This is a genomic window from uncultured Olegusella sp. (genome assembly GCF_947253395.1).
Classification (GTDB): Bacteria; Actinomycetota; Coriobacteriia; order Coriobacteriales; family Atopobiaceae; genus Olegusella.
Map to the genome: position 1 here is coordinate 1 of NZ_CAMXYY010000038.1, position 14,879 is coordinate 14,879.

Genomic DNA, 14,879 nt, shown 5'->3' on the forward strand with positions numbered 1-14,879 from the left:
AAGTAGATTCAAAGTGGGAAGAGGGATTCACCGCAAGCTTATTTATTAATGATTAATCATGAGGAACATATAGCAGCTCACTCATTGTCTAAAGCGCGCAGCAAAACTAAATGGTGCTGTTTTTATGGGATTGGTGTCAACTTTTCGCCGTACTTTCGTGTATGTAGTAGCAGGATGCGCAGCCTACAACGACAAGATGCGAAAGGAGGGATGAGATGCCCGAAGAGTATGAAATGTCTAGCACTGAAGCTCGCCGATTGGTTGATTTATATGCTGATCTTATACTTCGCCTCGCCGCAAGTTATTTGGGTCAGGCGGCAGATGCGGAAGATATTTGTCAGGATGTCTTGCTCAAGCTGTTGTTGCGTTATCGACGCAACCAGGCATTTATGGATTCTGAACACGAACGTGCGTGGGTTATCAGGGTGACCATTAATGCCTGTAAAGATCAGCTCAAAAGTGCTCGGTATTCGCGCGTTGATTCTCTCGAAGCCAAGTGTGAATCCACAGGATGGGATATCGCAGCCCCCGAACATATCGAGCAAAGCCCTACTTCCAGCAATGTTTTAGCCCAGCTTCAGCAGGTGCCACCAGCGTGGCGCATGGCAATTTACCTGTACTACTACGAGAACCTTTCTGCACGTCAGATTGCAGAAATAACCGAAAGCAGTGAAGCCGCAGTTACGGCTCGCCTGAGCCGTGGGCGCCGTCGCCTACGCAAACTTTTAGAGGGGGATGCACGATGAGTACCCAGTTTCGCACATCTATGGACGAGTTGAAATTCTCTGAGACTGCAAAGGCTCAGATGGCAGAGCGTCTTGTCGCTCAAGCAGAGCAGATTGAACAGCGCACGTCGCTGGATTTCCAGCAAAATGTTGCGCAGGAAGTGAAGACTAACGTGATTCCCTTTAAGAAGAAGTCCCATGCTTTGCCACGCCTTGCGGTTGCTGCTGCTTCCGTAGCTGCACTTCTTACCGCCGGCACTGGCGTTGCAGTTGCTACGGGCATCGTCCGTATCAATCCCTCTCTTGCCGCAGCTCAACTCTTTGGAAAAGAGGCAAAGACCGAGATTGTCAACAAGATTGGTCGTCCTATCGGTGCCTCAGTGAGCAACAATGGCATGACCGTTACCGCTGACTCCATTATTGGCGATGACAGCTGTTACGCTATTGTGTTTTCACTGAGTAAAGATGACGGTAGTGCCTTTGACATCAAGCCTGACAACTACGGTCAGCTGCCTTTAGGCTTTGAGGAGGACAACACGGATCTCAGTACGGGTTTGGTAACGCTTGAACCTGTAGTGTACGGACAATACGGTTCTTCCTATTTCTACGATGCAGATCCCAGCGATAACTCCATCCAGTATGTCGTACAGATGGCAACGGACGGCAAGCTTACTGGAGCCACGATGGATGTTCACCTTAAAGACCTTACTCGCACGGGTGAAGGCGCGGACAGGACTACGGTGCAAAAAGGTACGTGGGATTTGCACTTCAAGATGGATTATGAGAATACGGGCCACAATCTCAAAAAGGCAAGTAAGTTTACCTACAACGGTCATGCCGCTGAGCTTTGCTCTGGTAGCTTGTCTCCTGTGGCGTTGAGTCTTGAGTTCACCACCGATGACCGTATGGATGATTTTAGCAATGTGCCCAGTGGTAAAGCGCCCGACAAGATGAGTGCTCAACAGACCAGCTATCTCGAGATGCCTATTGAATTGACGATGGTTGATGGACAGGTTATCAAATTTAAGAGCAATGGTGGTGGCGTGATTGATCGCAATGCTGATAAGCAGCGGGTCAAGACTTCTCTCTGGCTTCCTCAAATCATTGACGTGAATGATGTTGCTTGTGTCAAAGTAGGCGATACGGTCATTCCCTTTGCATAGGTCAAGCAAAACCACAACGTTACGCATAATCGCCCGTTGTTCGTAACACAACTGTTTGTAACAAAGAAGTGCGCCGACGGTTTGCCAGCGCACTTCTTGCTTTATATAAATTCCACCAGGCTACATCGTGTGTGTGGAAAAGAGAGGTTCGTCTTTCCAGGGGATAAGGGGATGAGCGGGGTCAGTTTTTTGCGCAGCAAGAGTTGCAGGTACATCAATGAGCCTTTGATTAGAAGAGCCACGAAAACGAAGGGTAATATCTTTTTTTGCTTGGACAAATGGTCCGTCTACCAGCACATCCAAGCAAGAAACAAAACGCTCGGTCACCTCGGTTACAGGCGAGACACCCAGCTTGTCATAGGGAGGGTGCGGCGTGTCTTCACCCATAATTTCTTCCCACGTAAAGCCTGAATATGACCAGATAGTCTTACGTGGACATTCACGGCGCACGCGCTCAAGAAAATCTACCAAACCACGTTGATTGGCTGGTTCGAAGGGTTCGCCACCCAAGAGAGTGAGGCCTTGGATATAGTCTGGCTTGAGGCTATCGATAATCTGCTGCTGCACCGCCTCATCAAACGGATTGCCATATTCAAAAGACCAAGCCTCGGGATTAAAGCAAAACGGACAGGCGCGACGGCAGCCAGATACAAACAGCGTTGTTCTTACGCCAATGCCGTTGGCAATATCGCAGTATTTGATAGTAGCGTAATTCATATGCTCTCCTGCCTCAGTCGTCACCAGCCACAAAGTATAGACCCAAAACTGATTTATACCTACTAGATGATGTGTTTTGTAATAATTCTTTTAGCGCTGCTTGAGTACAGAGTTCAATCTCTTAGCAAAGTAATCCTTTGATTTATCAGACTAATTTGAATGCCTGAAGTTAAGGAAATCTTTCGAATTTTGCTTCTGGTTCCTTAAAGGGTGGTCAGAAGATAATGTGCTCAAGCAATACACACCTGTCGTGAATTGCCGCACGCCAAGAAAGGAGGGCATATGGAAGCTATCTGCGAAGGGTCTGTATCTCATAATGATGTGGTTTATAGAGGTGGCGTAACTCGCTATAGCCGTAGTGCCTCAACACTTCGGTCGTATCAGCGCCGTGCGCATCGCCGGCATCGTCATCGTGGCTGGTTCAAGCGCGTTATCATTCTTTTTTTCCTTACGCTTACGTTCCTTGGGGCTATCTGTTTTCAACAGGGCCTGCTGCCCTGGCAGCACCCTTCCAAGACTACTCCTGCCGAGCTTGTCAGTCTTTTTGAACGCAATCCCGAAGCACGCCAATTTGTTTTGGACTACGATAAACACCACAATGATCATCCAACTATTGATCTTTCGGAATATGCTCACAGTTCCATGGTTCCGCTCTTCTTACAGTGGGATGAGCGCTGGGGCTATACCAACTATGCTGGTCAGTATTTTGCGCTTTCTGGTTGTGGTCCTAGCTGTTTATCAATGGCCTATATCTATCTTACGGGGGACACATCGATGTCGCCTCTTGCGATGGGCGAGTTTGCAACAGCTCAGGGTTATGCAGTCGATGGAGAGGGTAGTGCATGGGCGCTGATGTCTCAGGGCGCTCGAAAATTAGGTTTAGATGTGACCGAGATTCCCCTGCAAGAGGAACGTGTTAAGGCAAATCTTGAAGCAGGCAACCCCATTATTTGCATCATGGGCCAGGGTGATTTTACCAAGACTGGTCACTTTATTGTCCTTGCTGGTCTTAAGGAAGATGGCATCGTTGTGCGTGATCCCAATAGCAAAGAACGCTCCAATAAGATTTGGACCTATGACGAGCTTGAAGGTCAGATTCAAAATCTCTGGGTCCTGCGCAAAAGTCAAGTCTAACAAGCAGAACTTTTCGCCTGCTACCTCATATATCCTCATGAGAGAATAATCTTGTTCGTATTTCACCTGTTCTGCTGCAACGTTGCATTGAAATATAAAGGTCTATGTGAGAAAGAGTTCAGATGTATCGCATTCTTCTGGTAGATGATGATCATGATATTGTTGGTGCACTCAAGATTTATCTGCAAAATTCCGACTATGAGCTGCTTTGTGCCTATGACGGCAAACAAGCTGTCGCAACGGTAGAGCAGGGGATTGAAGACAGCCGTCCCATCGATTTGGTTTTGCTTGATGTGATGATGCCCGTGATGGATGGTCCGGCGGCATTGGTACAAATCCGCAAGCTCAGCAATGTTCCGGTGATTATGCTCACCGCAAAAAGTGAGGACGCAGACAAAGTGCTCGGTCTTGATTTGGGTGCGGACGATTATGTCACCAAGCCTTTTGTACCTGCAGAGTTATTGGCGCGCGTACGTAGTGCACTGCGCCGATACAAGCGGCTCGGTGCCGCCAATCCTCAGGAAGAGGAGGCTGCCAGCACACTTGTGCTTGGCGGTATCGAACTCAATGATGCTGCAAAAAAAGTTACCGTAGATGGCGAAGCGGTTGCGCTTACGCCCAAAGAATATGACATCTGCCATTTTCTCATGAAGCATCCTGGACGTGTCTACAGCCCAGCTGCAATCTACGAAGCAGTTTGGGGCGCACCCTCGTATGGCTGTGAAAATACCGTTGCAGTTCACGTACGTCACCTGCGAGAAAAAATAGAGATTAACCCTGCCGAGCCTCGCTATCTCATGGTGGTTTGGGGCCGCGGCTACAAGATGGGAGGCGCACGATGAAGCGCAACAACCAGCAAATCCCCAATGAGCACGCTGGCGCTCTTTGGGTTTGGTTCATGTGCATTTCGGCGGTTATCAGCAGCTTTTTGTTGATTCCTCTGGTTCATGCCTTTTTTGTCTATGCGACACACGGTATGACCACTTTTCCTGAGAGCTATTACGTTATTTGCACCCTTGATTGTGCACTCGTGCTCTTTATGCTCTTTGTGGCAAAGCATTGGGAGATGGCTGACGACATTAAAAGCGCTTGGTCATACCTTTGGCGCTGGGCTCTGGGATATGTAGCAGTCATAGCCGTAGTACTGTTTTGCGTATCCTCGGGTCTTTTTGTTGCGTTGCTGGTGTTAGCGCTGTGTTCTTTAAGCTTTGTGATGCTGGGTGAGCGCCAAGCCCGTCTTGATGATATAGGTAAAACAATTAAGTGTCTGGCTGCTGGTGATTTTACAGCGCAGGTGGATGAAAGCTTAATGCGCGGTGATCTTCGCGAGCTTGCAAGCGATATCAACAGATTGGCGCACGTGAGCTCTGTGGCTGCAGATGAGCGGGCTAACGCTTTGCGCTTGAGCCTTGATGCCGAGCAGGATAAGGTGCGTGCTGAGCGTCTCCGTACCGAGCTCATTGCCAATGTGAGCCATGATCTCAAGACACCGCTGACTTCGGTAATCAACTATGCTGATTTGCTTTCTGCCGAGCTTGCTATTGCTCCAGAGGGTCGTGATGAAGACAAGCTTGAGGAATGCTCTGATGTGCTCGCCCGCCAGTCTGTGCGCCTAAGGAAGCTCATTGAGGATTTGATTGAGGCTTCAAAGGCACAAACAGGCAATATCTCAGTTGCACTGGCGCCGCTCGATGCTTCTGTGCTGGTAGCACAGGCGGGTGGTGAGTGGACAGAGCGCCTGAACAAGCAGAACATTCAGCTGATATGTACGACTTTTGATGAGCCGCTGATGATTAATGCCGATGGCAGGCAGATGGGCCGCATCTTTGACAACATCCTTAGCAACGTGTCCAAGTATGCCATGGCAGGAACGAGAGCCTATTTCAGCGTTCAACCCTCAGCTGAGGGGGGAGTAGAAATTAGCTGCAAGAACATCTCTGCAACGCAGCTGAATATCAGTGCGGAAGAACTGCTGGAGCGCTTTGTGCGGGGAGACGCTTCACGTACGACTGAAGGTTCGGGCTTGGGTCTGTCGATTGCTCAGAGCTTGATGGAGCTCCAAGGTGGGAGTTTGAAACTTGCAATAGATGCAGACCTGTTTTCAGTGACGCTTTATTTTCCCAGAGCTGCCACAACTGCCGACAGCTCTCATGCGCTTGTTGCTTCTCCTGCGGCGTCTGCTAGTTCCACCGGCAGTGAATCTCGTACGGAGTAGCTTTTAGTAGCGCGGGTACAACGCTTGGTTTGTTTGATGAGATGATAGCGGCAAGCCGCTTCCATCTAAGATGATGAAAAAGAAGCCAGGAAAGCAAAACTTTCCTGGCTTCGAGTCGTGCAGGTGGATATCGAGTGTAGTAGCAGACAGGCAGCGTGTTATGCTTTAGAGGTGCAACACGCGATCCTTAATCTCCTGTGTACGGCCTTGGTTCCAGAACTGGGTGCCAATATAGCCGCAGGTACGACGTGCCACGTTCATCTTGTCCTGATTGTGGTTGTGGCAGTTGGGGCATTCCCACACGAGCTTGCCATCATCATCGGTGACAATCTGAATTTCTCCGTCATAGCCACAAACCTGGCAATAATCGCTTTTGGTATTGAGCTCGGCATACATAATGTTGTCATAGATGAACTGCATAACGGCAATAACAGCCTCAAGGTTGTCCTGCATATTGGGAACCTCAACGTAGCTGATAGCACCACCAGGGGATAGACGCTGGAATTCGCTTTCAAACTGGAGCTTGGTAAAAGCATCAATCTTTTCGCCTACATGGACGTGATAGCTGTTGGTGATATAGCCCTTGTCCGTAATGCCAGGGATGATGCCCCAACGGCGCTGTAGGCACTTAGCAAACTTATAGGTGGTGGACTCGATAGGCGTACCGTAAAGACTGTAGTCAATATCCTCGGCAGCCTTCCACTCAGTACAGCGATCGTTCATATGTTGCATAACCTGTAGAGCAAAGGGTTTTGCCTCAGGATCGGTGTGGCTGCGACCAGTCATGAACTTTACGCACTCATAAAGTCCTGCGTAACCCAGCGAGATGGTGGAGTAGCCGCTATAAAGCAGCTTGTCGATGGCCTCACCCTTGTTAAGACGGGCGAGTGCGCCATACTGCCAAAGGATAGGAGCTGCGTCGGAAAGCGTGCCGACGAGGCGATCATGACGGCAACGCAGACCCTTGTGGCAGAGGTCTAGGCGCTCATCAAAAATCTTCCAGAACTTGTCCATGTCGCCACCAGAGGAAAGAGCGACATCAGGAAGGTTGATGGTCACAACACCTTGGTTGAAACGTCCATAGTACTTGGGCTTTCCCGGGACGTAGTTCTTTGCACGTGAGATGTTGTCATAGCCACCGTTGGCGCTGCGGTCAGGTGTCAAGAAGGAACGGCAACCCATGCAGGTATAGCAATCGCCGTTGCCTTCGGTTTCACCCGTGGAGAGCTTATATTCCTTCATCTTCTTTTCGGAGATGTAGTCGGGCACCATACGTTTTGCAGTGCACTTGGCTGCCAGTTTGGTGAGATAGAAGTAGGGTGTACCCTCACGGACGTTGTCCTCTTCAAGTACATAGATAAGCTTGGGGAAGGCAGGTGTAATCCAGACACCTGCTTCGTTGCGGACGCCTTGGTAGCGCTGACGCAGTGTCTCTTCGATGATGAGCGCAAGGTCTTTTTTGGTTTGTTCGTCGCGCGCTTCACCTAAATACATAAAGACAGTGATGAAGGGGGCCTGTCCATTGGTGGTCATCAGGGTGACTACCTGGTATTGGATGGTCTGAACGCCGCGGGCAATCTCATCGTGGAGACGCTTTTCGACCATAATTTCGATTTGCTCATCTGACGCATCAAACCCGACAGATTCCATCTCGGCATAGACTGAGCGACGGATCTTTTTGCGGGAGATATCAACAAAAGGAGCAAGGTGCTCTAGCGAGATTGACTGGCCGCCATATTGGCAACTAGCAACCTGGGCAATAATCTGGGTTGCAATGTTGCAAGCCGTCGAGAAGGAATGCGGCTTTTCAATCATGGTGCCCGAAATCACCGTACCGTTTTGCAGCATATCGTCAAGATTGACGAGGTCGCAGTTGTGCATGCGCTGCGCGTAATAGTCAGAGTCGTGGAAGTGAATGATGCCTTCTTGGTGGGCTTTGACAACGTCTTCGGGCAACAGTTTGCGATCGGTGAGGTCGCGAGAAACCTCGCCTGCCATGTAGTCACGCTGAACAGAGACAACACTAGGATTCTTGTTGGAGTTTTCCTGCTTGGCTTCCTCATTGTTGGAATCAATCAAAGTCAAAATACGGTCATCGGTAGTGTTCTTTTGACGCTTGAGATTTTGTACATAGCGATAAATGATGTACTTACGGGCGACAGAGAAACGATCAAGCTTCATCAGCTGATCCTCAACGAAGTCCTGAATCTCCTCGACGGAGACGGTGTGAGCAAGCTGTTTGCATTCTTCCTCAACGTTGAGAGAGGCAAACTGAACCTCACGGTCGCTGAGACGCTCATCGGCAGGTACTTCTTTGTTTGCAGCAAGGATGGCATTGGTAATTTTTGAGAGGTCAAAGGCAACTTCACTACCATTGCGCTTGATAATTTTCATGCTTCACTCCTTGCTGAACGGCGCGCTATATTCACGCTTTTTGCCTGAGTAAATAATCTGAGATTCTAGTATACACAATCTATTGGGTATCTGATTGACAATCTACACTATATAATGTGGATAATTTCCAAAATACTGAAATCAAATGTTGATAGTTTGAAGAAAAGCGGTTGAAAAGCTCTGGAACCCCAGCTAGACGCGTGACGAAAACTTTTCTCGTACTGCGATTCATATAAATATTACATGAGCATTGTAAGAAAAAAGTTTTTGCATGCCCACTCACCGATATATTGTGACCGCATACGGGCGTACCACAACCAATAGTGTCTCTGTAGATCAGAAGTGACTGAGAGAATGGCCTCTTGTTGTGTTTGTAGATAGGCCAAAAATAAGTTTTTCAAGTCGCCTCTAGAAAAGATGCGCGAGGAATAGACGCGTTGGGTGGCTTTGCTGACTGCTAGACTGAATGTGCTGCTGAAATATGTTTTTGGCAGTATGCTGTTCGTATAGGTAAGGAAGCAAAGTATGCATGCGGATACCGCGACTATTGTCGGGCTCGTTACCCCTGTTAATCTGCGTTTTGTTGTGCCGGTATATCAGCGGCCGTATACGTGGGGGCTACGCGAGTGTGCACAGCTTTGGGACGATATAGTGACCGTAGGACGTATGGCAAAAGATGTGCGGATTCGTAGTGAATATGGTGGACGTACCCTGATGTCGCCAAGTCACTTTACGGGTTCAATTGTGTGGGTGCAGGATGGGGCAGTTTCCTCCTCGGGTGTCGAGTCACGCCTGCTCATTGATGGCCAGCAGCGAGTCACCACCTTGATGCTGGTGTTTGTGGCTCTGGCACGCTATGCGCATCGCCACCCCGAGCGCTCTGCTTCCTTAAGTTTTTCTGCTCAAGAGATTTTGGATGATGGCTATCTCACCAACAAACACCGTGATGGTCACGATCACTACAAGTTGACGCTTTCCAAAGGCGACCGTGAGCTGTTCCAAGCTTTGGTTGATGCTCTTGAGATTGACAGTGTTCCTGAAGCTCATGAGGCGATAAGTGCTCAGGGCTCCCATCATCTGTTGGAAAATCTTGCTTATTTTGAGCGTAAGCTAAAACATGTGGATGTCAATATTATCTGGCTGGGAATTCAGCAGCTACAGGTAGCATCTATTGCACTCACCGAAGGTCAGGACAATCCGCAGCTGGTGTTTGAGTCGATGAACTCTACGGGTAAAGATTTGTCATCGGCCGATCTTGTGCGCAACTTTATTTTGATGTCAGCTCCGATTGAGAGTCAAGAATCGCTTTATCGCAGTTTTTGGCAACCGATTGAGCAGTCACTCGATACGGATAATGACGCAAAACTTTTTGAGAACTTCTTGCACGATTGGCTAACTGCTAGCTGTGCCCCTCAAACATTTGAGCGCTCAGATATCTATGCCGCGTTCAAACGCTATGTACGTGACGGAGGATATAGCAGTGGCAATGCCATTATCACTCTGATTAATCAACTGCGTCGCACCGTGCGCTCTTATGTGCACATCACCCAAGGGCAAATAAGGGAGGGCTGCGATCCGCGACCTGAAATTGATGCTGCATTAGCGGATTTGCGCAAGCTTGATCAAGCGGAAGTTAACCCTTTGCTACTGTTTTTCCACGACGCCTACGATCAGCAGGATATTGACGCCTCAGTGTTTGAGAAGTCTTTGCGTATCACGGAGTCGTATTTGATGAGGCGCCTTGTCTGTAATTGTTCGTCAGAAGGTATGAAAAAATTCTTTTCGCAGTTGATTGCTCGTCTTGAAGGTGTGCGTGCGGTTGGTGGCGACTTCGTCGTGGCCTATGCCAGCTACCTACTTAATGAGGAGAGTAGTTCTCTGCGTTTTCCTGCTGATGATGAGTTTTGCCGTGCGCTTGCGTTGCGTAAGGCGGATGATTGGGATGCGACAACAGCAATCGGTTTGGCCTTGCAGGCGGAGGATAAGGCGCCTGTGCGTTGGGTATATCCTCAGCTAAGTGAGGCGACGCGTACAATCTATCGGCGAAGTCTGTAACTGCGGTTTTAAAGGGGGATTGTCATGAAAAGTGTGCTGATTAAGGATACGACTCCCGAGGAACGCAGGGCCATTGTGGCGCGGGGCTTGTCATTTTGTGACGATAGCTCTTGCGAAAATTGCAGTGGCTGTTCGATGGGTGTTGGGTCGATTGAAGCGATGTATAAACCTTATATCGAGGGAAAACTCGAACTACGTGAGATCAATATGCTCCACGCTGCTACAAAATACACCCACGGTTAAAGCTACGATTATCTAGGCGTGAAAAACACGCATGAGAATGGTTGATGTACGAAAAAGTAAGCGCACCCAAGATGATGCGAGTGCAAAATACCCTCGCAGGCATTTGCCTGCGAGGGTATGAGGACGCGAGTGTAGCTGTCCTGCGTGCTGCTAGGCGCGGAGCCAAAGCTTATGCCATAGCCTGCTCAACAGCGACAGCGCATGCGACGGTAGCGCCAACCATGGGGTTGTTGCCCATGCCGATAAGGCCCATCATGTCAACGTGGGCGGGTACGGAGCTCGAGCCAGCAAATTGTGCCGATGAGTGCATACGACCCATGGTGTCGGTCATGCCATAGGAAGCAGGACCGGCGCCCATGTTGTCGGGATGCAGGGTACGGCCTGTGCCGCCACCAGATGCAACAGAGAAGTACTTCTTGCCAGCAAGGACGCGCTCCTTAAAATAGGTGCCTGCGACAGGATGCTGGAAACGAGTAGGATTGGTGGAGTTGCCGGTAATCGAGATATCAACGTTTTCATGCCACATGATAGCGACACCCTCACGGACGTCGTCAGCACCGTAGCAATTAACAGCAGCGCGAGGACCATCGGAGTACTTGGTGGTTTCGACCACGGTCAGCTCACCGGTGAAGTAATCAAACTGGGTCTGAACATAGGTAAAGCCGTTGATACGAGCGATAATCTGTGCAGCGTCCTTGCCAAGGCCGTTGAGGATAACGCGCAGCGGCTTCTTGCGGGCCTTGTTGGCGTTGTTTGCGATGCCGATGGCGCCCTCAGCAGCAGCAAAAGACTCATGACCTGCGAGGAATGCAAAGCACTCGGTATCCTCGCCCAAAAGCATAGCTCCGAGGTTGCCGTGGCCCAAACCAACCTTACGATCTTCTGCTACAGAGCCAGGAACGCAGAATGCCTGCAGGCCTTCACCAATAGCGGCAGCTGCATCAGATGCGGTTGTGCAACCCTTCTTGATTGCGATTGCGCAGCCTGCAACGTATGCCCATGCGGCGTTTTCAAATGCGATTGACTGAACATCAAAGATAATTTTGCGAGCATCGATGCCCTTGTCCAGACAAATTTTTTCAGCCTCTTCGAGACTGGAAATACCATAACTATCGAGCACCTTGGTAATCTTTGCGATGCGGCGCTCGTAACCTTCAAATGTGACTGCCATAAGACGTGCCTCCTTTTCTTTCCCCAAGTTACTCGGCACGGGGGTCGATGACCTTGGCGGGCGCGTCCCACTGACCATAGCGGCCCTTTGCCTTTTCGAGCGCCTCGTTTGCATCGGTGCCAGCCTTGACGTCATCCATGAACTTGCCGAGGTTGACGAACTCAAAGCCGATGATCTCGTCCTTCTCGTTGAGGGCGATGTGGGTGATATAACCCTGGGTCAGCTCAAGATAACGGGGACCCTTGGCTGCGGTGCCATAAGTGGTACCCACCATGGAGCGCAGGCCTTTGCCAAGATCGTCGATGCCAGCGCCGATAGGCAGACCATCCTCGGAGAAAGCAGTCTGGGTACGACCATAGACAATCTGCAAGAAAAGCTCGCGCATAGCAACGTTGATAGCGTCGCAGACAAGGTCGGTGTTGAGAGCCTCAAGAATAGTCTTCTTGGGAAGAATTTCGGCAGCCATAGCAGCAGAATGGGTCATGCCTGAGCAGCCGACGGTCTCGAGTAGACATTCTTCAATAACGCCCGCCTTGACATTAAGCGAGAGCTTGCAAGCACCCTGCTGGGGTGCACACCAACCAACACCGTGCGTATAGCCAGAGATATCCTCAATTTTCTTGGCCTGAACCCACTTTCCCTCCTCAGGAATTGGGGCAGGACCATGGTATGCACCCTTGGCAACAGGGCACATCCTCTCCACGTCCGCTGAATACTGCATATAGCACTCCTCTCCAACGCCGACGATGCCGAGCAAAACCCGACATCCCGTCTGTGTCTCGCTAAAAACCGTCGAGACCTGAGCCAAATGCCCCCTTACAGGCGGCTCATACAGGTTAATTTTATGACAGAGAGAGCCTCTGTGGGGGCAGCATTTGCTGAAATACCCACAGAGGCTCGATAAAGGTACAAAATACGATGCCAAAGCTCGCTAACACGGCAAGACAAACACAAAACGCAGCAAAGCAACAATGCCATGCGGTAAAGCAGGACAGCGGCTAGTTTGCTTCATCCATCAGCTGGGCGAGGGTTAGATTCAGCTGTGACTCCTTGAGTTTGTCTTTGCCACCAAAGACTACAATGCTGCGGCGATTATGCAACTCACGTAAGGATGTTGCCATCGCACGCAAATCTTCGGCTGTGGTGGCCAACATTTGCTTGCGCACATCACGGCGCCAACCGTGCGGCTTGCCAGCGAATCTCTGCGAATCTTGACGACGTGCAATCTGGCGAGGCTTGAGCGGCGTGTCATGGGTGGCGACACTGGAGACGATGTAACCTTCCAGCTCGTCTTCACCACCGCTCCATTGAGCAAGCCAGGCACTTGCGCCCTCGTAGCGTGCAATGGTGCCATCAATATCAGGGTCACGGTAAGACCAGAACTGGCTCACGCCTGCGCTGTTACGCTGGAACCCAGTGCCATAGGCTCCTCCTTTGACGCGGACTTCGTTCCATAGATAGTCAAACGAAAGTGCCCGCGAAGCTACCATCCAAGCGCCCAAGCTGCAGCTATCTGCCATAGAGCGCGGCTGTGCTTCACCAACATAGCACACGTCGGAAGGAATGATATAGCCCTGGCGCATTGGTTTGTCTGGGTCGGGAAGTGCGATTTCTAGCTGATGCGTAGCGGTTTGCTTGCCAGCTTTGCTAAGACCGAGCGTGCCGCCCAAATCCCAAAAACGTTTACAGTTATCGGTGCTTCCAGCAAAGCTGACACTCATCTCATCTGCAGTAAATATACGCTGCGCGATATTGATAAGCATGTCTACGAGGGCGTCCTTGCGTTCGTCCCAGTGGGCAAGCAAATCTTTGAGGAAAAGGTAGTACTCCACACCACCCATTTGTGCAGTTGCTTTTGCAGCTGCCGAGTAGTGAGTTGCAAGTGCTGCCATTGCAGCACGGTGACCGGCGCCAATGAAGTTTTGCTCCATCGCAATACGGTGCTGTACGAGCAAGTTGTAGATACGATCCGTATCGGTGTAGAGGGTCTTGCCCCAGACCTCAGCAGGAAGCGTTGCAAGTGCTTCCGTTTTGTCTGCCAAGGCAGAAGTGCGCACAACCAGCAGCGGGTGCACAAAGCTCGGGTCTTCATCTCGGCCATAGGCTTCGACGCTAAAGCTTAAGAAGCCCAATTCGCGTTCGATAAGCATGTCCAGCGCTGAAGCGTCATGCTCTGTGGTGTCGAGTTTGCCAAGCAAATCCGTGAGCATGCTCACATAGGGCAGCTCATCAAAGCTAAAGCGACGTAAATCAAAGTAGTGCCAGACGTAATCGATGCCGTGAGTATCTAAATCATAGGCATAGCAGGGCAAAGGCGCTGTTTCATCCAGCGTAGCTGGCGTTTCCTCGGGCACGTCTTTGATATCCGAAACGTGTAGGCGGGGCAAAAGCGCAATATCTTCGGGAGCATCCGGCGCTTCTTGCTCGGCACGAAGAACTGCTACCTTGTCAGCAATGGCCGTTAACTGATCAGCAGACATCTGTGCGCGCAACTTGGCCAGCTCTGCTGCCTCTGCATCTGCCGCACCTTCGTCGGTAGGTATCAACTCTACAGCGCAGGAATGTTGGGAATGAACAACCATTTCATCAAGTAGCTGTTCAAAGCCGCCTGTTTTGACTGCATCCTTGAGATGTGCGAGTGCGTCTTCGTAATACAGATATGCCACAGGGTTGTCGTCGTTGTAAAGCCAGCTCGACATTACTTGCATTGACAGGGCAACACCGTCAGCGTAGACGCCCCAATCGCCTTCGCGTAGATTAAATTCTGCCTGAGCAAGCGAGGCCTCAAGGCGTTCGCGCTCGATGCCCTCAGCAACGAGACGCGCACAGGTGTGTTCAACAAGCTCACGGAACTGCTTGGCCACACCTGGCTTTGCCCCCTTGAGTTGGAAGATAACCTGCGGTTGTAGTTCGGCATCAATGAGTGTGGTATTAAAGTCTTGACCCAGACCCGCTTCGAGTACAGCGCGCTTAAGTGGAGCCTCATTGGAGCCCGCCAAGGTGTCAAGTAATACATCTGCTGCTAGCACACGTGTGCGCTCATCAGCAGTGGCAAACACGTA

The 14,879-nt window shown here is 50.3% G+C and carries 12 protein-coding genes; 7 read left to right on the top strand and 5 right to left on the bottom strand.

The window, feature by feature from the left end:
- The first annotated feature begins 215 nt into the window (after positions 1 to 215).
- Both Q0X25_RS04575 and Q0X25_RS04580 read left to right on the top strand, forming a co-directional pair.
- Complete coding sequence (locus Q0X25_RS04575) at positions 216 to 746, top strand: RNA polymerase sigma factor (protein WP_298579312.1); 531 nt, start codon at positions 216 to 218, stop codon at positions 744 to 746.
- Positions 743 to 1,888, top strand: coding sequence for a DUF4179 domain-containing protein (locus Q0X25_RS04580; RefSeq protein ID WP_298579313.1), 1,146 nt, complete (start codon positions 743 to 745; stop codon positions 1,886 to 1,888). Before Q0X25_RS04575 ends, Q0X25_RS04580 begins: the two co-directional genes overlap by 4 nt.
- Positions 1,889 to 2,008: 120 nt before the next feature.
- Here the strand turns inward: Q0X25_RS04580 and nrdG are convergent, their stop codons facing one another.
- Complete coding sequence (gene nrdG, locus Q0X25_RS04585) at positions 2,009 to 2,605, bottom strand: anaerobic ribonucleoside-triphosphate reductase activating protein (protein ID WP_298579314.1); 597 nt, start codon at positions 2,603 to 2,605, stop codon at positions 2,009 to 2,011.
- A 282-nt stretch (positions 2,606 to 2,887) separates the two neighbouring features.
- Between nrdG and Q0X25_RS04590 the strand changes: the two genes are divergently transcribed.
- From Q0X25_RS04590 to Q0X25_RS04600, 3 genes are all read left to right on the top strand, one after another.
- The gene (locus Q0X25_RS04590) at positions 2,888 to 3,739 is read left to right on the top strand and encodes a C39 family peptidase (RefSeq protein ID WP_298579315.1); all 852 of its coding nucleotides are present in this window, start codon (positions 2,888 to 2,890) and stop codon (positions 3,737 to 3,739) included.
- A gap of 122 nt (positions 3,740 to 3,861) precedes the next feature.
- A complete protein-coding gene (locus Q0X25_RS04595; protein ID WP_021735938.1) occupies positions 3,862 to 4,581 on the top strand; it encodes a response regulator transcription factor in 720 nt (239 codons plus the stop codon).
- A complete protein-coding gene (locus Q0X25_RS04600) occupies positions 4,578 to 5,954 on the top strand; it encodes a sensor histidine kinase KdpD (RefSeq protein WP_298579317.1) in 1,377 nt (458 codons plus the stop codon). Before Q0X25_RS04595 ends, Q0X25_RS04600 begins: the two co-directional genes overlap by 4 nt.
- 165 nt (positions 5,955 to 6,119) lie before the next feature.
- On the opposite strand, the gene nrdD is transcribed toward Q0X25_RS04600, so the two are convergent.
- Positions 6,120 to 8,348, bottom strand: coding sequence for an anaerobic ribonucleoside-triphosphate reductase (gene nrdD / locus Q0X25_RS04605; RefSeq protein ID WP_021735951.1), 2,229 nt, complete (start codon positions 8,346 to 8,348; stop codon positions 6,120 to 6,122).
- A 525-nt stretch (positions 8,349 to 8,873) separates the two neighbouring features.
- Between nrdD and Q0X25_RS04610 the strand changes: the two genes are divergently transcribed.
- Positions 8,874 to 10,403, top strand: coding sequence for a DUF262 domain-containing protein (locus Q0X25_RS04610; RefSeq protein WP_298579318.1), 1,530 nt, complete (start codon positions 8,874 to 8,876; stop codon positions 10,401 to 10,403).
- 24 nt (positions 10,404 to 10,427) lie between these two features.
- Positions 10,428 to 10,646: an NADH-ubiquinone oxidoreductase-F iron-sulfur binding region domain-containing protein gene (locus Q0X25_RS04615; RefSeq protein WP_298579319.1), complete on the top strand. Its 219-nt coding sequence runs from the start codon at positions 10,428 to 10,430 to the stop codon at positions 10,644 to 10,646.
- 169 nt (positions 10,647 to 10,815) lie between these two features.
- Here the strand turns inward: Q0X25_RS04615 and Q0X25_RS04620 are convergent, their stop codons facing one another.
- From Q0X25_RS04620 to Q0X25_RS04630, 3 genes are all read right to left on the bottom strand, one after another.
- A complete protein-coding gene (locus Q0X25_RS04620; RefSeq protein ID WP_021735949.1) occupies positions 10,816 to 11,817 on the bottom strand; it encodes a GGGtGRT protein in 1,002 nt (333 codons plus the stop codon).
- A gap of 28 nt (positions 11,818 to 11,845) precedes the next feature.
- The gene (locus Q0X25_RS04625; RefSeq protein WP_021735873.1) at positions 11,846 to 12,538 is read right to left on the bottom strand and encodes an iron-sulfur cluster assembly scaffold protein; all 693 of its coding nucleotides are present in this window, start codon (positions 12,536 to 12,538) and stop codon (positions 11,846 to 11,848) included.
- A 277-nt stretch (positions 12,539 to 12,815) separates the two neighbouring features.
- Positions 12,816 to 14,879: peptidase M16 (locus tag Q0X25_RS04630; protein ID WP_298579320.1), on the bottom strand; the 2,064-nt coding region annotated here is incomplete at its 5' end.

Excerpts from the sequence above, each read along its gene's own strand:
- Q0X25_RS04620 (WP_021735949.1), bottom strand. The coding sequence starts at position 11,817 with ATGGCAGTCACATTTGAAGGTTACGAGCGCCGCATCGCAAAGATTACC.
- nrdD (WP_021735951.1), bottom strand. The coding sequence starts at position 8,348 with ATGAAAATTATCAAGCGCAATGGTAGTGAAGTTGCCTTTGACCTCTCA.
- Q0X25_RS04595 (WP_021735938.1), top strand. The coding sequence starts at position 3,862 with ATGTATCGCATTCTTCTGGTAGATGATGATCATGATATTGTTGGTGCA.
- nrdG (WP_298579314.1), bottom strand. The coding sequence starts at position 2,605 with ATGAATTACGCTACTATCAAATACTGCGATATTGCCAACGGCATTGGC.
- Q0X25_RS04590 (WP_298579315.1), top strand. The coding sequence starts at position 2,888 with ATGGAAGCTATCTGCGAAGGGTCTGTATCTCATAATGATGTGGTTTAT.
- Q0X25_RS04575 (WP_298579312.1), top strand. The coding sequence starts at position 216 with ATGCCCGAAGAGTATGAAATGTCTAGCACTGAAGCTCGCCGATTGGTT.
- Q0X25_RS04625 (WP_021735873.1), bottom strand. The coding sequence starts at position 12,538 with ATGCAGTATTCAGCGGACGTGGAGAGGATGTGCCCTGTTGCCAAGGGT.
- Q0X25_RS04600 (WP_298579317.1), top strand. The coding sequence starts at position 4,578 with ATGAAGCGCAACAACCAGCAAATCCCCAATGAGCACGCTGGCGCTCTT.
- Q0X25_RS04615 (WP_298579319.1), top strand. The coding sequence starts at position 10,428 with ATGAAAAGTGTGCTGATTAAGGATACGACTCCCGAGGAACGCAGGGCC.
- Q0X25_RS04610 (WP_298579318.1), top strand. The coding sequence starts at position 8,874 with ATGCATGCGGATACCGCGACTATTGTCGGGCTCGTTACCCCTGTTAAT.
- Q0X25_RS04580 (WP_298579313.1), top strand. The coding sequence starts at position 743 with ATGAGTACCCAGTTTCGCACATCTATGGACGAGTTGAAATTCTCTGAG.